The 21485-nt window shown below is 67.7% G+C and carries 17 protein-coding genes and 1 pseudogene; 6 read left to right on the forward strand and 12 right to left on the reverse strand.

Annotated elements, in window-relative coordinates:
- Window positions 1-14 precede the first annotated feature (14 nt).
- From rplB to rpsL, 9 genes and pseudogenes are all read right to left on the reverse strand, one after another.
- Complete coding sequence (gene rplB / locus ACTIR_RS0105935; protein ID WP_007023263.1) at window positions 15-854, reverse strand: 50S ribosomal protein L2; 840 nt, start codon at window positions 852-854, stop codon at window positions 15-17.
- Window positions 855-868: 14 nt separating this feature from the next.
- A complete protein-coding gene (rplW, locus tag ACTIR_RS0105940) occupies window positions 869-1180 on the reverse strand; it encodes a 50S ribosomal protein L23 (RefSeq protein WP_026453572.1) in 312 nt (103 codons plus the stop codon).
- Window positions 1177-1857, reverse strand: a pseudogene (gene rplD / locus ACTIR_RS21965) (50S ribosomal protein L4). The gene rplW and the pseudogene rplD overlap by 4 nt, the downstream one beginning before the upstream one ends.
- Complete coding sequence (gene rplC / locus ACTIR_RS0105950) at window positions 1854-2510, reverse strand: 50S ribosomal protein L3 (RefSeq protein WP_026453573.1); 657 nt, start codon at window positions 2508-2510, stop codon at window positions 1854-1856. Before rplC ends, rplD begins: the two are co-directional and overlap by 4 nt.
- A gap of 30 nt (window positions 2511-2540) precedes the next feature.
- Complete coding sequence (gene rpsJ / locus ACTIR_RS0105955) at window positions 2541-2846, reverse strand: 30S ribosomal protein S10 (protein ID WP_007023259.1); 306 nt, start codon at window positions 2844-2846, stop codon at window positions 2541-2543.
- Between the two features lie 424 nt (window positions 2847-3270).
- Window positions 3271-4464 carry an elongation factor Tu gene (gene tuf / locus ACTIR_RS0105960; protein ID WP_026453574.1) on the reverse strand — a complete coding sequence of 398 codons (1194 nt, stop codon included), beginning with the start codon at window positions 4462-4464 and terminating at the stop codon, window positions 3271-3273.
- 123 nt (window positions 4465-4587) lie between these two features.
- Window positions 4588-6687, reverse strand: a complete 2100-nt coding sequence (gene fusA / locus ACTIR_RS0105965) for an elongation factor G (protein WP_026453575.1) — start codon at window positions 6685-6687, stop codon at window positions 4588-4590.
- Window positions 6688-6780: 93 nt separating this feature from the next.
- Window positions 6781-7251: a 30S ribosomal protein S7 gene (gene rpsG / locus ACTIR_RS0105970; protein WP_007023256.1), complete on the reverse strand. Its 471-nt coding sequence runs from the start codon at window positions 7249-7251 to the stop codon at window positions 6781-6783.
- Window positions 7251-7625, reverse strand: a complete 375-nt coding sequence (rpsL, locus tag ACTIR_RS0105975) for a 30S ribosomal protein S12 (RefSeq protein ID WP_026453576.1) — start codon at window positions 7623-7625, stop codon at window positions 7251-7253. The genes rpsG and rpsL overlap by 1 nt, the downstream gene beginning before the upstream one ends.
- A gap of 403 nt (window positions 7626-8028) precedes the next feature.
- Between rpsL and ACTIR_RS0105980 the strand changes: the two genes are divergently transcribed.
- The 6 genes from ACTIR_RS0105980 (at window position 8029) to ACTIR_RS0106005 (ending at window position 12721) form a co-directional block, all read left to right on the forward strand.
- Window positions 8029-8610 (forward strand): YbaB/EbfC family nucleoid-associated protein, encoded by a 582-nt coding sequence (locus ACTIR_RS0105980; RefSeq protein ID WP_026453577.1) that lies wholly within the window; start codon window positions 8029-8031, stop codon window positions 8608-8610.
- A 157-nt stretch (window positions 8611-8767) separates the two neighbouring features.
- Window positions 8768-9655, forward strand: coding sequence for a hypothetical protein (locus ACTIR_RS21970; protein WP_065388547.1), 888 nt, complete (start codon window positions 8768-8770; stop codon window positions 9653-9655).
- Window positions 9652-10629 (forward strand): hypothetical protein, encoded by a 978-nt coding sequence (locus ACTIR_RS21975; protein WP_154663677.1) that lies wholly within the window; start codon window positions 9652-9654, stop codon window positions 10627-10629. Before ACTIR_RS21970 ends, ACTIR_RS21975 begins: the two co-directional genes overlap by 4 nt.
- The gene (locus tag ACTIR_RS0105995; protein WP_026453578.1) at window positions 10626-10967 is read left to right on the forward strand and encodes a hypothetical protein; all 342 of its coding nucleotides are present in this window, start codon (window positions 10626-10628) and stop codon (window positions 10965-10967) included. The genes ACTIR_RS21975 and ACTIR_RS0105995 overlap by 4 nt, the downstream gene beginning before the upstream one ends.
- 33 nt (window positions 10968-11000) lie before the next feature.
- Window positions 11001-12119, forward strand: a complete 1119-nt coding sequence (locus tag ACTIR_RS0106000) for a WXG100 family type VII secretion target (protein WP_026453579.1) — start codon at window positions 11001-11003, stop codon at window positions 12117-12119.
- 11 nt (window positions 12120-12130) lie between these two features.
- The gene (locus ACTIR_RS0106005) at window positions 12131-12721 is read left to right on the forward strand and encodes a hypothetical protein (RefSeq protein ID WP_026453580.1); all 591 of its coding nucleotides are present in this window, start codon (window positions 12131-12133) and stop codon (window positions 12719-12721) included.
- Window positions 12722-12830: 109 nt separating this feature from the next.
- Here the strand turns inward: ACTIR_RS0106005 and ACTIR_RS0106010 are convergent, their stop codons facing one another.
- The 3 genes from ACTIR_RS0106010 to ACTIR_RS21980 form a co-directional block, all read right to left on the reverse strand.
- Window positions 12831-16742: a DNA-directed RNA polymerase subunit beta' gene (locus tag ACTIR_RS0106010; RefSeq protein WP_026453581.1), complete on the reverse strand. Its 3912-nt coding sequence runs from the start codon at window positions 16740-16742 to the stop codon at window positions 12831-12833.
- A gap of 125 nt (window positions 16743-16867) precedes the next feature.
- On the reverse strand, window positions 16868-20359 hold the full coding sequence (gene rpoB / locus ACTIR_RS0106015; RefSeq protein WP_026453582.1) for a DNA-directed RNA polymerase subunit beta: 3492 nt from the start codon (window positions 20357-20359) through the stop codon (window positions 16868-16870).
- A 306-nt stretch (window positions 20360-20665) separates the two neighbouring features.
- Window positions 20666-21485 (reverse strand): hypothetical protein (locus ACTIR_RS21980; RefSeq protein ID WP_052583739.1); only part of this gene is annotated, 820 nt, incomplete at its 5' end.

The following is a 21485-nucleotide window of genomic DNA, read 5'->3' on the forward strand; positions in this document are numbered from 1 at the left end:
TGGCTACCTCCTACTCAGCGCTTCTTCTTGCCGGTGCGCCTACGGCGGACGATCAACTGGTCGCTCGGCTTGCGCCGGCGGGTGCGCCCCTCGGGCATACCGTTCGGGTTGACCGGGTGCCGGCCACCGGACGTCCTGCCCTCACCACCACCGTGCGGGTGGTCGACCGGGTTCATCACGACACCGCGCACCGTCGGGCGCTTGCCACGCCAACGGCTGCGGCCCGCCTTGCCCCAGCTGATGTTCGAGTGCTCCGAGTTGCCGACCTCGCCGACCGTGGCCCGGTTGCGCACGTCCACGTTGCGGATCTCGCCCGAGGGCATCCGCAGCTGCGCGTACGGTCCGTCCTTGGCCACGAGCTGCACGCGCGCACCCGCCGAGCGGGCGATCTTCGCGCCGCCGCCGGGCCGCAGCTCGATCGCGTGCACCACCGTGCCGACCGGGATGTTCCGCAGCGGCAGGTTGTTGCCCGGCTTGATGTCGGCCTTCGGGCCGTTCTCGATCTTGTCGCCCTGCTTCAGCTTGTCCGGCGCGATGATGTAGCGCTTCTCGCCGTCGGCGTAGTGCAGCAGAGCGATCCGGGCGGTCCGGTTCGGGTCGTACTCGATGTGCGCGACCTTCGCCGGGACGCCGTCCTTGTCGTTGCGCCGGAAGTCCACGATCCGGTAGGCGCGCTTGTGGCCACCGCCCTTGTGCCGGGTCGTGATCTTGCCGCGGGCGTTCCGGCCTCCGGTCTTGGTGACCGGCTTGACCAGCGACTTCTCCGGCTCGGACCGCGTGATCTCAGCGAAGTCGGCGACCGAGGAACCCCGGCGCCCCCCACTTGTTGGCTTGTACTTGCGGATGCTGCCCATGTCGTCTCAGTCCCTTACGCGGCTGGTCCGCCGAAGATCTCGATCGGCTTGCTCTCGGACGACAGCGTGACGATGGCGCGCTTGGTGTCCTTGCGCTTGCCGAACCCGTACCGGGTGCGCTTGCGCTTGCCCGGGCGGTTCTGAGTGTTCACACTGACGACCTTCACGCCGAAGATCTTCTCGACCGCCACCTTGACCTGCGTCTTGTTGGCGTCGGGACGAACCAGGAACGTGTACTTGTGGTCGTCGAGCAGCCCGTAGGACTTCTCGGAGATCACCGGCGCGATCAGCACGTCGCGCGGGTCGGGGATCGCCACGGAGCTCATGCCTGCACACTCCCTTCGGCCGTCGTCGCCGCGGCGGCGCCCTTGTGCTGGGCGGGCCCGGCCAGGAAGGCGTCGAACGCGGCCCTGGTGAACACCACGTCGTCGTTCACGAGCACGTCGTAGGTGTTGAGCTGGTCCGGCGTGATCAGGTGGACGTACGGCAGGTTCCGTGCCGACAGCACGCTGCGCTCGTCCTCGCGGTCCACCACGACCAGCACGCGCGTCGCGTCGGTGACGGCGGCCAGTGCGGCCTTCGCCGCCTTCGTCGACGGCTTCTCACCGCTGACCAGCTCGGTCACCACGTGCAGCTGCCCGGACCGCGCCGGTCGGACAGCGCGCCCCGCAGTGCCGCGGCCTTCATCTTCTTCGGCGTCCGCTGGGTGTAGTCCCGGGTCGTGGGCCCGTGCACCGTGCCACCGCCGACGAACTGCGGCGCGCGGACCGAGCCCTGACGCGCCCGCCCGGTGCCCTTCTGCCGGTACGGCTTGCGGCCACCGCCGCGGACGTCGCCGCGGGTCTTCGTCTCGTGCGTGCCCTGCCGCGCCGCGGCGAGCTGCCGCCACCACGACCTGGTGCATCAACGGGATGTTGGCCTGCACGTCGAAGATCTCCGCGGGCAGCTCGACCGTGCCCCCGGCCTCGCCCGCCGGAGTCTTCACCTCGACCGTCGCGGTCATTGCGTCACACCACCCTTCGCGGCGCTGCGGACGAACACCAGGCCGTTCTTCGGGCCGGGAACCGCTCCCTTGATCAGCAGCAGACCGTCGTCGGCGCGCACCGAGTGCACGCGCAGGCCCTGCGTCGTGACGCGGTTACGGCCCATCCGGCCCGCCATCTTCTTGCCCTTGAACACGCGACCGGGCGTCGCCGCCCCGCCGATCGCACCCGGCTTGCGGTGCGTGGCCTGGTTACCGTGGGCGGCACCCTGACCGGAGAAGCCGTGCCGCTTCATGCCGCCGGCGAACCCCTTGCCCTTGGTCGTGCCGGTCACGTCGACCAGCGTGCCGTCGTCGAAGATCTCGACGGTGAGCTCCTGGCCGACCTCGTAGGTGTCCGCGTCCGAGGTGCGCAGTTCCGCGAGGTGCCGCCGAGGGGTCACACCGGCCTTCTCGAAGTGGCCCGACTTCGGCTTGTTCACCTTCCGCGGGTCCACGGCGCCGAACGCCAGCTGCACGGCCGAGTAGCCGTCCTTGTCCTTGTCGCGCACCTGGGTCACCACGTTCGGCCCCGCCTTGACGACCGTCACCGGGACGACCCGGTTATTCTCGTCGAAGACCTGGGTCATGCCGAGCTTGGTGCCCAGGATGCCCTTCACTTGCCTTTCAGACATCAGTCTCTATCTCCGCCGCTCGACCAACGCTTACTGGATGTTGACGTCGACGCTCGCCGGAAGGTCGATGCGCATGAGCGCGTCCACCGTCTTCGGCGTCGGTTCGAGGATGTCGATCAGACGCTTGTGCGTGCGCATCTCGAAGTGCTCGCGCGAGTCCTTGTACTTGTGCGGCGAGCGGATGACGCAGTAAACGTTCTTCTCGGTCGGCAGCGGCACAGGTCCGACCACCGAGGCACCGGTGCGCGTCACCGTCTCGACGATCTTGCGCGCGCTGCTGTCGATCGCCTCGTGGTCGTAGGCCTTGAGCCTGATGCGGATCTTCTGTCCCGCCATGGTTCCTTACCGTCTCGTCCTCGACCGGTCCGACACGACTCCGCGGGTCCGGTCCGTCTTCGATCCTTCGATCGCCGACCCGTCCCACCGCAGCTCGCCACCGGACGGTCGGGGAATCGTCTAGTACCGCTGTTCTCGCACGTCAACGACCTATCCCCGGCCCCCGCGCTCGGGCGTGTCGCCCGGGCCACGCAGACTGATCCCGCAGGATCGTTGTCGTGCCGCCAGGTCTGCTTCCTCGGAGCGTCGGCTCGGCCGATCACTCCCGACTCGCGAAGTTCACGAGCCCGGGGCGCTCACAGTGGGGCGGCCGATTTCTCCGGCCTGCGTGACGAGTCCTTGCGAAATCGGCCGCCCCACGTCGAGCAACCTGTTCAGGATGCCACACCGAGGTGCGACATCCGCACCCGGGGGTCCGGGTACCTCACTTGACGATCTTGGTGACCTGGCCGGCGCCCACGGTGCGGCCACCCTCGCGGATGGCGAACCGCAGACCCTCGTCCATCGCGACCGGCTGGATCAGCTGGACCGAGATCTCGGTGTTGTCGCCCGGCATCACCATCTCCGTGCCCTCCGGCAGCGTCACGACACCGGTGACGTCGGTGGTGCGGAAGTAGAACTGCGGGCGGTAGTTGTTGAAGAACGGCGTGTGCCGGCCACCCTCGTCCTTGGCCAGGATGTAGACCGAGGCCTGGAACTCGGTGTGCGGGGTGGTGGTGCCCGGCTTCACGACGACCTGGCCGCGCTCGACGTCCTCACGCTTGACACCACGCAGCAGCAGGGCGGCGTTGTCGCCGGCCTGGCCGTAGTCCAGCATCTTGTTGAACATCTCGATGCTGGTGACGGTGGTCTTGCGGGCGTCCGGCTTGATGCCGACGATCTCGACCTCTTCGTTCAGCTTGATCTCGCCGCGCTCGATCCGGCCGGTGACCACCGTGCCGCGGCCGGTGATCGTGAAGACGTCCTCGATCGGCATCAGGAACGGCTTGTCGGTGGCGCGCACCGGGTCCGGGATCTTCTCGTCGACGCCGTTCATCAGCTCGAGGATGCTCTGCGCCCACTTCTCGTCGCCCTCGAGCGCCTGCAGCGCCGAGACGCGGACGACCGGGGCGTCGTCGCCGGGGAACTCCTGCGAGCTGAGCAGCTCACGGACCTCCATCTCGACGAGCTCGAGGATCTCCTCGTCGTCGACCATGTCCGCCTTGTTTAGCGCCACCACGATGTAGGGGACGCCGACCTGGCGGGCCAGCAGCACGTGCTCACGGGTCTGCGGCATCGGGCCGTCGGTCGCCGCGACCACCAGGATGGCGCCGTCCATCTGCGCCGCACCGGTGATCATGTTCTTGATGTAGTCGGCGTGGCCGGGCGCGTCCACGTGCGCGTAGTGCCGAGCCTCGGTCTGGTACTCGACGTGCGCGATGTTGATCGTGATGCCGCGCTGCTTCTCCTCCGGGGCGTTGTCGATCTGCTCGAACGCCCTGGACTGGTTGAGCTCGGGGTACTTCTCGTGAAGCACCTTGGTGATCGCCGCGGTCAGCGTGGTCTTGCCGTGGTCGACGTGACCGATGGTCCCGATGTTGACGTGCGGCTTGCCCCGCTCGAACTTCGCCTTCGCCACTGGAATGTCCTCCTGGACTTTCTTGCTCGCGACCGGCGTGGCAGCCGGCCGACGACTCGATCTGGTCGGTTGTGCGGACCCTAGGGGGAGTCCCCTTTCACGCCCGCGGATGGGTGCTCCGGGTTACTCCCCCGTCGCCTTCGCGATGATCTCCTTCGCGACGTTCGCCGGAACCTCGGCGTAGGAGTCGAAGACCATCGTGTAGTTGGCGCGACCCTGGGTCTTCGACCGCAGGTCACCCACGTACCCGAACATCTCCGACAGCGGCACGAGCGCCTTCACGACGCGCGTACCGGAACGCTCCTCCATGGCCTGGATCTGGCCACGGCGGGAGTTCAGGTCACCGATGACGTCACCCATGTACTCCTCGGGTGTGGTCACCTCGACCGCCATCATCGGCTCCAGCAGTACCGGGTTCGCCTTCTTCGCGGCATCCTTCATCGCCATCGAACCGGCGACCTTGAAGGCCATCTCCGAGGAGTCGACCTCGTGGTACGCACCGTCCAACAGGGTGAACTTCAGCCCGACGAGCGGGTAACCGGCCAACACGCCGTACTGCATGGCGTCCTGCGCGCCCTCGTCGACCGACGGGATGTACTCCTTCGGCACACGCCCACCGGTGACCTGGTTGTCGAACTCGTACAGCGCGCCGTCCCCGGAGGTCAGCGGCTCCAGCTTCACGATCACCCGCGCGAACTGGCCGGACCCACCGGTCTGCTTCTTGTGCGTGAACTCGAGCTTGTCCACGGTCTTGCGGATGGTCTCGCGGTAGGAGACCTGAGGCTTACCGATGTTCGCCTCGACCTTGAAGTCGGTCTTCATCCGGTTGACCAGCACCTCGAGGTGGAGCTCACCCATGCCCTCGATGATGGTCTGGCCGGTCTCCTCGTCCTGGCTCACCCGGAACGTCGGGTCCTCCTCGGCGAGCTTCTGGATCGCCGTGGAGAGCTTGTCCTGGTCGGAACGGGTCTTCGGCTCGATCGCGACCTTGATGACCGGCTCCGGGAAGGTCATCGACTCGAGCACGATCGGGTTCTGGGCGTCGGCCAGGGTGTCCCCGGTCGTGGTGTCCTTGAGGCCCTGAACCGCGTAGATGTGCCCCGCCTGGGCGTCCTCGACCGGGTTCTCCTTGTTGGAGTGCATCTGGAACAGCTTCCCGATGCGCTCCTTGCGCTCCTTGGTCGCGTTGATGATCTGCGTCCCGGAGGCGACCTTGCCGGAGTAGACCCGGATGTAGGTCAGCTTGCCGTAGAACGGGTGCACCGCGACCTTGGACACGAGCGCCGAGAACGGCTCCTCCGTCGAGGGGTTCCGGGAGACGCGGGTCTCCCCGTCCCGGAGCGTGCCCTCGACCGGCGGCACGTCCAGCGGCGACGGAAGGTAGTCGACCACGGCGTCCAGCATCGGCTGCACGCCCTTGTTCTTGAACGCGGATCCCGCGAGCACCGGGAACGCCTCCCGGTCGACGGTGAGCTTGCGGATGCCGGCCTTGATCTCGGCCTCGCTCAGCTCCTCACCGCCGAAGTACCGCTCCATCAGGTCGTCGTCGGTCTCGGCGACCGCCTCGACGAGCTTCTCGCGGTACTCCGCGGCCCGGTCGACGAGGTCTGCCGGGATGTCCTCGACCTCGTACTTCTCGCCCTTCTTGACGTCACCGCGCCAGGTCAGAGCCTTCATCTGGACGAGGTCGACGATCCCCTGGAAGTCGCTCTCCGCGCCGATGGGCAGCTGGAGAACCAGGGGGCGGGCGCCGAGCCGCTCGGAGATGGTGTCCACGGTGAAGTAGAAGTCCGCGCCGAGCTTGTCCATCTTGTTGACGAAGCAGATGCGCGGGACGTCGTACTTGTCGGCCTGCCGCCAGACCTGCTCGGACTGCGGCTCGACACCCTCCTTGCCGTCGAACACGGCGACGGCACCGTCGAGCACGCGCAGCGAGCGCTCCACCTCGACGGTGAAGTCCACGTGGCCCGGGGTGTCGATGATGTTGATCTGGTAGTCGTCCCAGAACGTCGTGGTAGCAGCCGAGGTGATCGTGATACCCCGCTTCTGCTCCTCGTCCATCCAGTCCATCGTGGCCGCGCCGTCGTGGACCTCACCGAGCTTGTAGTTGATCCCGGTGTAGAACAGGATCCGTTCGGTGGTGGTGGTCTTACCGGCGTCGATGTGGGCCATGATGCCGATGTTGCGGACCTTGTTGAGGTCGGTCAGCACGTCACGTGCCACTTGATGTTCCCCTGTCCTGAACGTGGAACCCGGCATTGGCGCGGTCAAACGGACCGGGCGACCGTGTCCGACGGTTCACTGCGATGTTCGCGCTCACCAACGGTAGTGAGCGAAGGCCTTGTTCGACTCGGCCATCTTGTGGGTGTCCTCGCGGCGCTTCACGCTGGCCCCGAGGCCGTTGCTCGCGTCGAGCAGCTCGTTCTGCAGGCGCTCGACCATCGTCTTCTCGCGGCGCTGCCGCGAATAGGTGACGAGCCAACGCAGCGCGAGAGTCGTCGACCGGCCCGGCTTGACCTCGATGGGCACCTGGTAGGTGGCACCACCGACGCGGCGGCTCTTCACCTCGAGGGTGGGCTTCACGTTGTCGAGCGCACGCTTGAGGGTGACGACCGGGTCGGTGCCGGTCTTCTCCCGGGCGCCCTCGAGCGCGCCGTAGACGATGCGCTCGGCCACCGAACGCTTCCCGTCGCGCAACACCTTGTTCACCAACTGGGTGACGAGCGGAGATGCGTACACCGGGTCGGAGGTCAGTGGCCGCTTCGGGGCCGGACCCTTGCGGGGCATTAGCTCTTCTCCTTCTTCGCGCCGTACCGGCTGCGCGCCTGCTTACGGTTCTTCACGCCCTGCGTGTCGAGCGAACCGCGGATGATCTTGTAGCGAACACCCGGAAGGTCCTTCACACGGCCGCCACGCACGAGCACCATCGAGTGTTCCTGCAGGTTGTGGCCCTCACCGGGAATGTAGGCCGTGACCTCGATGCCGTTGCTCAGCTTCACACGGGCGACCTTGCGCAGTGCGGAGTTCGGCTTCTTGGGCGTGGTGGTGTACACGCGCGTGCACACACCGCGACGCTGCGGGCTCCCCTTGAGCGCCGCCGTCTTCTGAGCGGCAGCCTTGTCCTGGCGGCCCTTGCGGACCAGCTGCTGGATCGTGGGCAATGGACCAGCTTTCTGTTGCGTCCTACTTAGCTCTACTGTGCTCCCCGGTACCCGCGGTCGGGCGTGTCGGCCCGTCTTGCGGATCATTGAGATCCGTCAACGTCCCCTCGGGGTTGCCGTGGAAACCCGCGCCACCTCTGCCACCGGGGCACCCGAAGCACCCCGCCGTGACCTGAAGGCACACGGAGGGCCCGACACCTGCCGGGCACGGTCGTCAAAGATACCCGCCCATGCTCAGGGCTACCACATCGGGGGTCGCTGAGACCCTCGATGCGAGCCCGGCGGACGTCTTTTCCTCTCCAGTTTACCCCATCCCCCGCCGGAACGGGGGCCGCGTGGTCCATGATTGATCGCGCACCGTGTGCGCCCACCTACGCGAGAATCCGTCCATCGGGGAGGCAGAGTGTCCGCCGAGTTCGAGCAGCTCGTCGCCCAGTTCGAACAGTTCCAGTCCAAGATCCGCAACGTCGACGACCAGCTCGCCGATGTCGGTCGGATGCAGACCGAGCTCGCCGACCTCGAGGCGACCGCGAGCTCGGCCGACCGTGCGATCACCGTGGTCGCCGGCCCCGGGGGGTCGGTCAAGGACATCCAGCTCACCGACAAGGCGCTGACGCGCTCCCCGCAGGAGCTGTCGTCGTCGATCATGTCGACGCTCCAGGAGGCCGTCGCCGAGGCCGCGCGCAAACAGGCGACGATCGTCGACGAGCACATGGGTGGGGAGCTGAACACCACCGATCAGGTGATCGAGACCCAGGCACAGCTGTTCGGCACCTCCCCCGAGGACCTGCGCGCGCGGATGGAGGAGGCCCGCCCCGCACGGCCGGCCCCGCCCGAGGAGGAGATCCACGAGGACTACTCCCAGCAGGACCTCTTCGGCGACGACGAGGACGACCGCCCGGCCCCGCCCGCACCGCCGCCCGCGGACAACGGCGGCTCCGCCGGCGACGACTTCCTGCGCAACCTCTTCGACGACGAACGCTGAGCGAGCTCGCCCGCTCCGGACACAACCCGTACGGGGCGCACGGACCCACCGCCGACAGCGGACCCACTGTGCGGGCATCGCCCCTTCCGGGATCGAGGTGCCGATCCGTGGAGAACGCACCCGGCCGGTCCCGGGACGGACGGTAGGAGACACACACGTGGATTTCGACCTGATCCTCCCCTGGATCATCGTGTTCGGTTACGCGCTGGCGGCCGGACTCGGCTCTCTCGGGAAACGCATCCGCCGAGCGGGCGAGACGACCGGCGTGAGCGGTACGGCAGGGGACGACGCGGAGTGCGGGGAGAATGCGTCGCCGACCGATTCCGGGCATGAGGCCCCGGATCGTGCCCGCCGCAATCTCGCGATCACGTTCACGATCCTGGCGTGGATGACCGGGGTCGCGGTGACGATCGTCTGGCTCTACACGGCGGTCGGTGTGCAAGGCATGATCGCCATCGCACTGGTACTGGTCGTCGGACCGGCCGTGGTGGTGCTCCTCGGCTCCGTGCTCGCGGACGTCCGTCAGCGCCGCGCCCGCACCGGGGCCAAACCGATGTGGCCATCGCTGGTGCTCGGCCTCGGGAGTTCGACGTTCCTCGTGATCGCCGTCAATCTGTTCGTGAACGGCACCGCTCATCTGCTCGACTTCGGCCACCGGAGCGCGCTGCACGTCACCGCGAACGACGACGGTGCTGTCAGTGGTACCTACGAGGTCGCCGGCATCGAGCACCACGCGGACGACGTCTGGTGGTTGGGCGGTCCGGCTCCCGACTCCGGTTCCGTGGTGGAGGTCGTCGTCGGACCGTGGTGGCCCTACCCGGTCATCACATCGACCCTGGACGCCGCATTGTCACTCGTGGCGGGCGCGGTCGCGGCGGTACCCGGAATCCTGCTCGCCCTCGCGGCGAAGCGCTCGCGTGCCGATCGCGAATCCGCGCGGAGCGACGCCCGGATGCCGGACCGGAACGCGACGGTGGACCGCGACGGTGATCCGGGATCCGCCCGGTCATCTCGACTCGCCGCCACACATCAGGGGGAACAATGACTTTCGAAGAGATCCTTCCCGGAGTGATCGTCCTCGGCCTCGTCATCGCGATCGGCATCGGCCATCTCGGATGGCGCATGCGGGAGCGAGCGCGTCAGCCGAAAAGTGCTGTCGGTACCGATCCCCCGGCGGACTCCCCGAACGGGACACATCCGGCCGCCGGATCCGACGTCCACGAACCCGGCGATCCGGCAACCGCCGAACCGGACGCCGTCCAGCAGCACGCCGCCGAGCAGGAAATCGCTCCGCAGGAAACCGCCGAGCAGGAGACCGTCCCGTGGAAGGAGGGATACCGTTCCCTGTACAAGAACGGTACCTGGCTGCTCCGCCTCGGCTGGATCCTCGGCATCGGCATCGTGCTGCTCTGGGGCTGCACCGCAATCGGCTGGAAGGATTTCCTGCTGGTACTGGGCATGATCATCGGGGTGCCGGCTGTGCTCTCGTTCGTGATCGTGCTCATCATCGCCGTCCGGGAGGAGAGTGACTCGGGCCCGTCCCGGGCCCCCTGGGTTCTCGGCACCGTCCTCGCAGCGGGGCTGCTGTTGACCGCCACGCATCTGGTCGTCAACGGCCTGTCCGCCCGGGAGTTCCTCGACTACGCGCACTCGGCGCAGCTGCACGTCACCGACTCCTACGACGGCACCGACAGCCGACAGAGCTCGTCCAACGTCAGTGGCACGTATCTGTTCGACGGCGAACGACACCACCTCGATCGATCGTCCTGGGGCCGCCCCGAGCCCGTACCGGAAATGGGGGAGGTCGTCGAGATCTCGATCGGCCCCGTGTGGCCCCACCCGACCATGGCCGGATCCGGCGACGCCGTCCGGTTGTTCCTCTTCGCCGCGGGAAGCGGGGTCGCCGGTGTGGTGGCTCTCGTGATGTCCATGCGTGGACGGAAGAACATCGCGGCCCGGATCGCCGAGCATCAGGCACGACTGGAAGCGCGGGAACGCGCGTACTCGGAGGAACAGTGAACGGTTTCAACGTCAACATCGAAGCCCTGAACAGCTATTCGCAGAAGCTCGCGGAACACCGGACATCCGTCGGTGAGGTCCACGGCAAGATCGACGAGGCGGACGTCGGGGATGAAGCGTGGGGGGTGGTCGGGCTCTTCGTCAAACAGGACTACTCCGATCTGCTCGAACGTCTGAAGGGACTGATGACCGAAATGGAGAACGGTCTGCAGGCCGCTTCGGAAAAGGTCGGAACCGCCGCACGGCTCTACCAGGAAGCCGAGGACGGGCACCAGCGCTCCCTGAGCACGATTACCGGAAGCATCGAGAGCACCACCGTCAATCAGCTCGAGGCCTGACAACGGCCGCACCTATGAAGGGAGAGAGCCTCCGTGAGCACAGATGATCCCCTCGGTGACATCGAGGTCGAGGAAGAGGACTCCTGGGGCCGGAAGGTCGCCGAGTCGGTGCCGGTCTTCGGCGACGGGATCGCCGCGTACAACAAGTACGACGACGCCGTTGAGGACGGCGGCGTCGGCGGCTCGGACGTGCGGGACATCGCCGTGGACGGCATCGGCCTCGTCTCCTCGTGCAAGGATGCGATCTCCGACTTCGCTACTGACCCGATCGGGTGGCTCGTCGGTGAAGGACTCGACTTCCTGATCTCCATCTGTCAGCCGCTTCAGGACCTCATCCACCTGGTCAGCGGGGACGGGCCCGCGCTCTCCACGGCGTCGGACACCTTCACGAACATCGCCGAAGGCGTCAGCCAGTTCGGCGATCAGTTCGCCCAGGAAGCCAGGAGCGCGCTCGCCGAGTGGCAGGGCAGCGCCGCGGAGACGGCCGGTGAGAAGTTCGGTGAGTTCGGCAAGGGCATCAAGGCGGTCGCGGGCGAAGCCCGCAACATCGCCCAGTTGCTGAAGATCTCGAGCATGATCATGACGGTGATCGAGGAGTTCATCAAGGCCCTGCTCACCGAGTTCGTCACCTGGCTGATCATGATCTGGGTCCCCGCGTTGGCCGCGGCGATCCCCACCGCCGGCGCGTCCACCGCCGCCGCGGGCACGGCCACCGGTGTGCGTGCCGCCCAGACCACCTCCAGGGCGACCAGCATGTTCAACCGGCTGCGGACACTGCTCGACAAGATCAAAACGCTGATCACCAAGCTGCGGAACTGGATCGCCAATCAGGGCGACGGCTTCCGCCAGGCCATGGATACCAAGCGTATGCGTGCCAGTCTCGCCGGACTGGAGGTCGACAGTGCCCGGGCGGACGGAAGGCGTGCCGGCCTGGGCGCCCGCCTGAACAATGCGGACGCCGGAATGGTCGGTGAACGGGTGACCGACGGGTTCGTCCGGTCGATGGCGGGCGCCGCGGGCGACTACCTGAAGGAACAGGTCGAGATCCCGGGACTCGCCGGGCACGCCAACGACCTCAAGTCGTATCACGATGCCGGGGACGTCGGTGCCGAGCAGTCGCAGCCGACCACGTCCGAACAGCTCGACTTCTAGGCAGGCCCGCGGTGACGATCGACTTCCCGAAGGTGCTCGGCACGATCATCGTCCTCGCGGTGGTGCTCCCGTTCGTCCAGCACTACATCCGCTCCGGCTGGTTCCGGTTCGTGCGGCTGCCCTCCTTCGCCCGCCGGTACGGCTGGTCGGTGAAGCAGCGGATGCCGTGGCAGTTCCGGAAAGGCTCGGACCACCCGGCGAGCGGTTCCGTGACCTGGGACTACACGCTCCCGAACGTGGACGTCGAGATCCTCGGCATCTACGGGCACCGACCGGTCCATGCCGTGCAGTTCAGCGTTCGGCGACGGAAGAGTACCCACGGCGACGGCCCGGTCACCGTGATCCACCGCTACTCGGTCGTCACCGTGGCGACCTCGGCGCGGCCGTTCGACGATTTCCACGGTTCCGGGGCCTCGCGCACGGTGACCGACCGGGCCGAACAGTTCTATCCCGACTTCGTCGACTGGGTCCGGGACCGGATGCCCGAATCCGACACGCCACTGCGGGACGAAGGCCCCGGAGTCGTCTCGTACAGCCGTCGCGGGCACCTCACGCAGCGGGCCCTGTTCCGGGCACTCGACGAGCTGACCGAGGCCGGGTGACACTGCGGGCCGTCGCCGGAACCGACCACGTCCCTGGCCCGACACGCGAAGAGGGGCCCCGCCACCAGCGGGCGGGGCCCCTCTTCGCGTTCGACCTGAACCGACGACCTCAGCGGAAGTCGCGGCCGAAGTCGTAGTCGTCCAGCGGGACCGCGGCGCCGGTGCCGGTGCCGAACACGTCCGGGGTGTAGTAGCCGTCGTCGTAGGACGGGATCGCGTAGGCCGCGACCCGGGCCTCCTCGGTCGGCTGCACCTGGATGTTGCGGTACCGGTTGATGCCCGTGCCCGCCGGGATCAGCTTACCGATGATCACGTTCTCCTTCAGGCCCACCAGCGAGTCACTGCGGCCGTTGATGGCCGCGTCGGTGAGCACGCGGGTGGTCTCCTGGAAGGAGGCCGCCGACAGCCACGAGTCCGTGGTCAGCGACGCCTTCGTGATGCCCATCAGCACCGGACGCCCGGAGGCGGGCTCGCCGCCCTCGGCCACCGCCTGCCGGTTGGTCTGCTCGAAGCGGGTGCGCTCGGGCAGCTCGCCGGGCAGGAACTCGGTCGTGCCGGAGTCGATGATCGTCACGCGGCGCAGCATCTGCCGGACGATGACCTCGATGTGCTTGTCGTGGATCGACACGCCCTGCGCCCGGTACACCTTCTGCACCTCGTCCACCAGGTGCATCTGGGCGTCCCGCGGGCCCATGACCCGCAGCACCTCGTGCGGGTCCGGGGTGCCTTCCAGCAGCGGCTGGCCGACGCCCACGTGGTCCCCGTCCGCGAGCGGGCCGTTCGGCCCCAGCGCGAGACGCTGACGCTTCGACAGCTTGTCGAAGACGATCTCCTCGCTGCCGTCGTCCGGGATGAGCGTGATCTTCCAGAACCGCTCGCTCTCCTCGATGCGCACCCGGCCGTCGACGTCGGCGATCGGCGCCTTGCCCCGCGGCACACGGGCCTCGAACAGCTCCGTGACACGCGGCAGACCCGTGGTGATGTCGTCACCGGCGACACCGCCCTGGTGGAAGGTCCGCATGGTCAGCTGCGTGCCGGGCTCACCGATCGACTGGGCGGCGACGATGCCGACGGCCTCGCCGACGTCCACGAGCTTGCCGGTCGCCATCGAGCGGCCGTAGCAGGTGGCGCACACACCCATCGAGGACTCGCAGGTGAGCACGCTGCGCACCTTGACCTTGCTGATGCCCGCCGAGATCAACCGCTCGATCGCCGGGTCGCCGAGGTCGTCCCCGGCGTTGAGCACCACGTTGCCCTGCTCGTCCACCGCGTCGGCGGCGAGGCTGCGGGCGTAGACGCTGGTCTCCACGTGCTCGGCACGCACCAGGCGCTCGTCCGGCAGCCGGTCGCCGATCGTCATCGTGATGCCGCGGCTGGTGCCGCAGTCGGTCTCGCGCACGATGACGTCCTGCGAGACGTCCACCAGACGACGGGTGAGGTAGCCGGAGTCGGCGGTCCGCAGCGCGGTGTCGGCCAGACCCTTCCGGGCACCGTGGGTGGCGATGAAGTACTCGGCCACCGACAGGCCCTCACGGAAGTTCGCCTTGATCGGCCGCGGGATGTACTCACCCTTCGGGTTGGACACCAGACCACGCATCCCGGCCAGCGACCGGACCTGGGTCATGTTGCCCGCCGCCCCGGACTTCACGATCATCGAGATCGGGTTGTCGTCCGGGAAGTGCTCCTCCATCGCCTGCGCGACGTCCTCGGTGGCCTGTCCCCACACCTTGACGAGCTCGTTGTTGCGCTCGGTGTGCGACAGCTGACCACGCTGGTAGCGCTTCTCCACCTGCGCCGCCCGGGCCTCGAACTGCTCCAGCAGGTCCTGCTTCTCCGGCGGCACGAGCACGTCCGAGATCGCCACCGTGACACCGGAGCGGGTGGCCCAGTGGAACCCGGCGTCCTTGAGGCCGTCGAGCGTCTGGGCGACCTGTGTCATCGAGTAGCGCTCGGCGAGGTCGTTGACGATCGCGCCCTGCTGCTTCTTGGACAGCGTCTGGTTGATGAACGGGTAGTCCGCGGGCAGCAGGTCGTTGAACATGACCCGGCCGAGCGTGGTCTCGGCAACCCAGGACTGCCCGGGCTCCCAGCCGTTCTCCCGCAGCGTGGGCTCGATGTCCCGGCCCGGCTGCCGGTCCCGGACACGGATCTTGACCGGGGCGTGCAGGCCGAGTTCCTTGAGGTCGTAGGCCATCATCGCCTCGGACGGCGACGAGTAGGCCTGCCCGGCACCCGCGGCGTTCTCGTCCAGCCTGGTCAGGTGGTAGAGGCCGGTAACCATGTCCAGACGCGGCATCGCCAGCGGACGGCCGGAGGCCGGCGAGAGGATGTTGTTCGCCGACAGCATCAGGATGCGGGCCTCGGCCTGCGCCTCCGCGGACAGCGGGAGGTGCACGGCCATCTGGTCACCGTCGAAGTCGGCGTTGAACGCCTCGCACACCAGCGGGTGCAGCTGGATCGCCTTGCCCTCGACCAGCTGCGGCTCGAACGCCTGGATACCCAGACGGTGCAGCGTCGGAGCACGGTTGAGCATCACCGGGTGGCCGCTGATGACCTCTTCCAGCACGTCCCACACCTGCGGGCGGGCCCGCTCCACCATGCGCTTGGCGGACTTGATGTTCTGCGCGTGGTTGAGGTCGACCAGCCGCTTCATCACGAACGGCTTGAACAGCTCCAGCGCCATGTCCTTCGGCAGGCCGCACTGGTGCAGCTTGAGCTGCGGGCCGACGATGATGACCGACCGGCCGGAGTAGTCGACGCGCTTACCGAGCAGGTTCTGCCGGAACCGGCCCTGCTTGCCCTTGAGCAGGTCGGACAGCGACTTCAGCGGACGGTTGCCCGGCCCGGTGACCGGACGTCCGCGGCGGCCGTTGTCGAACAGCGCGTCCACGGCCTCCTGCAGCATCCGCTTCTCGTTGTTGACGATGATCTCGGGCGCGCCGAGGTCGATCAGTCGCTTGAGGCGGTTGTTGCGGTTGATGACCCGGCGGTACAGGTCGTTGAGGTCCGAGGTGGCGAACCGGCCACCGTCGAGCTGCACCATCGGGCGCAGCTCCGGCGGGATCACCGGGACGGCGTCGAGCACCATGCCACGCGGGTCGTTGCCGGTGGACTGGAACGCGGCGACGACCTTCAGCCGCTTCAGCGCGCGCAGCTTCTTCTGGCCCTTGCCGTTGCGGATGACCTCGCGCAGCGACTCGGCCTCGGCGTCGACGTCGAACTCGGTCGCCAGCTTCTGGATCGCCTCGGCGCCCATGCCGCCGGTGAAGTACTCGCCGTAGCGGTCGTAGAGCTCACGGTAGAGCTGCTCGTCCACGATGAGCTGGCGCGGCTCCAGCTTCGTGAACGTCGACCAGACCTCGTCGAGCCGGTCCAGCTCACGCTGGGCACGGTCGCGGATCTGGCGCATCTCGCGCTCGCCGCCCTCCTTGACCTTGCGGCGCACGTCCGACTTGGCGCCCTCGCCCTCCAGCTCGGCGAGGTCGGCCTCCAGCTTCTGCGCGCGCTGCTCGATCTCGGAGTCCCGGCGGGCCTCGATGTTCTTCCGCTCGACGCTGATCTCGTTCTCCAGCGTCGGCAGGTCGTTGTGCCGCAGGTCGGTGTTCACGCTGGTGACCACGTACGCCGCGAAGTAGATGATCTTCTCGAGATCCTTCGGCGCGAGGTCGAGCAGGTACCCGAGGCGCGAGGGCACGCCCTTGAAGTACCAGATGTGCGTGACCGGTGCGGCGAGCTCGATGTGGCCCATGCGCTCGCGGCGGACCTTCGCGCGGGTCACCTCGACACCACAGCGCTCACAGATGATGCCCTTGAAGCGGACCCGCTTGTACTTACCGCAGTAGCACTCCCAGTCACGGGTGGGCCCGAAGATCTTCTCGCAGAAGAGCCCGTCCTTCTCCGGCTTGAGCGTGCGGTAGTTGATGGTCTCCGGCTTCTTCACCTCGCCGAACGACCACTGGCGGATGTCGTCGGCGGTGGCGAGGCCGATCCGGAGCTCATCGAAGAAATTGACGTCCAGCACGTTCTTGCATCCCCTTGGGATTCTTCTCGAGGGTCCGGGGCGATCGCTCCCCGGTCCCCACGGCGGCTAGAGGGGTTCGGCTACCCGGTGGGGAGGGTGGTGGCCCTCCCCACCGGGCGGCTGGGTCATTGCACGACGTCGTCCACGGAGGGCGACTCGTTGCGGGACAGGTTGATGCCGAGGTTGGCGGCGGCGCGCTCCAGGTCCTCGTCGTCGGAGTCACGCATCTCGATGGCGGCCCCGTCGCTGGACAGCACCTCGACGTTCAGGCACAGCGACTGCAGTTCCTTCAGCAGCACCTTGAACGACTCGGGGATGCCCGGCGACGGCATGTTCTCGCCCTTGACGACGGCCTCGTACACCTTCACGCGGCCGAGCACGTCGTCGGACTTGATGGTGAGCAGTTCCTGCAGCGTGTAGGCCGCGCCGTACGCCTGCATCGCCCAGCACTCCATCTCACCGAAGCGCTGACCACCGAACTGCGCCTTACCACCCAGCGGCTGCTGGGTGATCATCGAGTACGGGCCGGTGGACCGCGCGTGGATCTTGTCGTCCACCATGTGGTGCAGCTTCAGGGTGTACATGTACCCCACCGCGACCGGGTACGGGAACGGCTCGCCCGTCCGGCCGTCCAGCAGGACGGCCTTGCCGTCCTCCCGGACCATCCGCTCGCCGTCCCGGTTCGGCTTGGTGGAGGCGAGCAGCCCGGTGAGCTCCTCCTCGCGGGCACCGTCGAACACCGGCGTGGCGGTGTTCGTGCCGGGCTCCACGTCGTACAGCTCCTCGGGGAGCTTGGCCGCCCATTCGGGATTGCCCTCGATCTTCCATCCCTGGGAGGCGAGCCACCCGAGGTGTAGTTCGAGGATCTGCCCGATGTTCATCCGGCGCGGCACGCCGTGCGTGTTGAGCACGACGTCCAGCGGGGTGCCGTCCTCCATGAACGGCATGTCCTCGACCGGGAGGATCTTGCCGATGACGCCCTTGTTGCCGTGCCTGCCCGCGAGCTTGTCGCCGTCCTGGACCTTGCTCTTCTTGGCCACGTAGACGCGGACGAGCTCGTTGACACCGGGCGGCAGCTCGTCGTCGTCCTCGCGGGAGAACACCCGGACGCCGATGACCTTGCCGGTCTCCCCGTGCGGCACCTTCAGCGAGGTGTCCCGGACCTCCCGCGCCTTCTCCCCGAAGATGGCCCGCAGCAGCCGCTCCTCCGGCGTCAGCTCGGTCTCGCCCTTCGGGGTCACCTTGCCGACCAGGATGTCGCCGTCGCGGACCTCGGCGCCGATCCGGACGATGCCGCGCTCGTCGAGGTCGGCCAGCACGTCCTCGGAGACGTTCGGGATGTCCCGGGTGATCTCCTCGGCGCCGAGCTTGGTGTCCCGCGCGTCGGTCTCGTGCTCCTCGATGTGGATCGAGGTGAGCACGTCGTCCTGCACCAGGCGCTGGGAGATGACGATGGCGTCCTCGTAGTTGTGCCCCTCCCACGGCATGATGCCGACGAGAAGGTTCTTGCCGAGTGCCATCTCGCCGTCCTCGGTGGACGGGCCGTCCGCGATGACCTGGCCCTTCTCCACGCAGTCGCCCTCGTTGACCACCGGGCGGTGGTTGAAGCAGGTGCCCGCGTTCGTCCGGCGGAACTTGTAGAGCCCGTAGGTCTTGCGTTCGCCGTCGTCCTGCATGACGGTGACCAGGTCGGCCGACAGTTCCTCGACCACACCCGCCTGCTCGGCCACGATCACGTCGCCCGCGTCCACCGCGGCGGTGAGCTCGACGCCGGTGCCGACCATCGGCGACTCGTTGCGCAGCAGCGGCACCGCCTGGCGCTGCATGTTCGCGCCCATCAGCGCACGGTTGGCGTCGTCGTGCTCGAGGAACGGGATCATGCCCGTGGCGACGGAGACCATCTGCCGCGGCGAGACGTCCATGTAGTCGATGTCGAGCGGGTCGATCAGCTCGACGTCGCCGCCCTTCCGCCGCCCGAGGACCTTCTCCTCGGAGAAGGTCCCGTCGTCGTTCAGCGGCGCGTTCGCCTGCGCCTTGACGTAGCGGTCCTCCTCGTCGGCGGTGAGGTAGTCGATCTCGTCGGTGACCCGGCCCTCGACGACCCGCCGGTACGGGGTCTCGATGAACCCGAACGGGTTGACCCGGCCGTAGGAGCACAGCGAGCCGATCAGGCCGATGTTCGGGCCTTCCGGCGTCTCGATCGGGCACATCCGGCCGTAGTGGCTGGGGTGCACGTCACGGACGTCCATGCCCGCGCGCTCCCGGGAGAGACCACCGGGGCCGAGCGCGTTCAGCCGGCGCTTGTGCGTCAGCCCGGACAGCGGGTTGCCCTGGTCCATGAACTGCGAGAGCTGCGAGGTGCCGAAGAACTCGCGGATCGCGGCGACGACCGGGCGGATGTTGATCAGGGTCTGCGGCGTGATCGCCTCGACGTCCTGGGTGGTCATCCGCTCGCGGACCACGCGCTCCATGCGGGAGAGGCCGACCCGGATCTGGTTCTGGATCAGCTCGCCGACGGTGCGCAGGCGGCGGTTACCGAAGTGGTCGATGTCGTCGGTCTCGACGGGCACCTCGGTCTCGCCCTCGCCCATCGTCTCCTCACCGGCGTGCAGCCGGACGAGGTACTCGATGGTGGTGACGATGTCCTCTTCGGTGAGGGTGCCGCTGTCGTACGGAAGCTGGAGGCCGAGCTTCTTGTTGACCTTGTAGCGGCCGACCTTGGCGAGGTCGTAGCGCTTGTCCTTGAAGAAGAGGTTCTCCAGCAGCGTCTGGGCGCTCTCCTTCGTCGGCGGCTCACCGGGGCGCAGCTTGCGGTAGATGTCCAGCAGCGCCTCGTCGGTGCCCGCCGTGTGGTCCTTCTCCAGGGTCGCGAGCAGCGTCTCGGAGAAGGAGAACCGCTCGCGGATCGCCTCGGTGCTCCAGCCGAGGGCCTTCAGCAGCACGGTCACCGGCTGCCTGCGCTTGCGGTCGATGCGCACCCCGACGGTGTCCCGCTTGTCGACGTCGAACTCGAGCCACGCACCCCGGCTCGGGATGATCTTGACGCTGAAGACGTCCTTGTCCGTCGACTTGTCGATGGACTGGTCGAAGTACACACCGGGCGACCGGACGACCTGCGAGACCACGACCCGCTCGGTGCCGTTGATGATGAACGTGCCCTTGTCGGTCATCACGGGGAAGTCGCCCATGAAGACCGTCTGGCTCTTGATCTCGCCGGTGTTGTTGTTGACGAACTCGGCCGTGACGAACAGCGGCGCCGCGTACGTCATGTCCTTGTCCTTGCACTCCTCGACGGAGGCCTTCACCTCGTCGAAGCGCGGGTCGGAGAAGGACAGCGACATCGAGCCCGAGAAGTCCTCGATCGGCGAGATCTCGCTGAGGACCTCCTCGAGACCGCCGCTCGGGTTCTCCTCACCCTCGTTGACCGCGCGTTCGAACCACGCTTCCGAGCCGGTGAACCACTCGAACGAGCGAACCTGGATATCGAGCAGGTTCGGCGTGCCGAGCGGCTCCCGGATCTTCCCGAACGAGACCCGCTTCGGTGCTCCTGGAATGCCCGTCGACGGTCGAATCGAGTTGGTCGCAGCAGTGGCCTGGTTCGCGGGAGAGACTGCCAAGATGCGTCCTTCCGGGGACATAGCTGGTTGATCAGCCGCGCTAGCAACTCGCAACGCGGGCTGTCAAGGGTGCGGTGTTGCCGACCATCCTAGCTACCGCATATGGGCAGCCTGAAAGTGGGCAGCGCAAACAAGCAGTCTAGCCCGGAACACGACAGTTGTCGAGGGGGCGCACCCGATCGGGGCCCAGCCTCGGTCAGCGTCGTCGGTTCGCCCCCGTGGGGGCGTTCCGCTGCCTGTAAGCGTGAACCCCCGCGGACGCTGAGTCAAGCGTCGATCGGCGGACGACACCCGCCCGACGCGCGGTCAGTTGCCGTCGGTCGCGCCCCCGTTGCCGTCCGCGCCGCCCTGTTCCTGCTGTTCCTGCTGGTCGGAGGGCTGTTGCTGCGACGAGTCGTCGCCCTGTCCCGCTCCGGCATCACCCGGACGTGGCTGCTGGCCGGGCTGTGACGGACCCGACTCGCCGGAGCCGTCCGACTCCGGATCCATCGACTGGCCCGCCGAGTAGGTGTCCATGTCGGCGATCTTCCAGGTGCCGTCGCGCTGTTCCGCCCGGAACCACATGGCCGAGCCCGCCGCCGAGGTCTGCTGGTCGTTGCCCGTCCGGGTGGCGCTCTGGTCGAGGTAGACCAGCACACGGGCGGTGTCGTCCTGCAGCCGCACCACGGCGCTGCGCACCGCCGTCGTCGTGACGACGAGCTTCTGCTCGGGCGCCTTCTGCCGCACGTCGCGCATCATCGCCTCGTACGTGTCGCGCACGTCCCCGTTGATGAGCAACTCGTCCGCGGCCTTCTCGTTCGCGCCGAGATTGTTGTGATCGAGGGAGAACAGCCGCTCGGCCGCGTCGCTCACGGCCTCCGTGACCTCGGCGGTGGTCGCGACGTCCACCAGAGCGGCGTTGCCGGTCGTCGCCGCGGCATCGCTGTAGCGCTGGGCGAACAGCACCGCCAGGCCGGAGAAGCCCACCGCGCACACGAGCAGGACCACCGCAACGGGGTAACCGGGCCTGCGGCGTTGCGCCCCACCGGACCCGGCCACCGCATCCGGCCCGTCCCCGAACCCGGTGTCCGGCCGCGGGGCGGTCCCGACGCTCGCCGCGTCGGGGTCGTCCTCGCCGGTCGGCTCC

It is taken from the genome of Saccharomonospora iraqiensis subsp. iraqiensis, assembly GCF_000430445.1.
GTDB classification, from domain to species: Bacteria; Actinomycetota; Actinomycetes; order Mycobacteriales; family Pseudonocardiaceae; genus Saccharomonospora; species Saccharomonospora iraqiensis.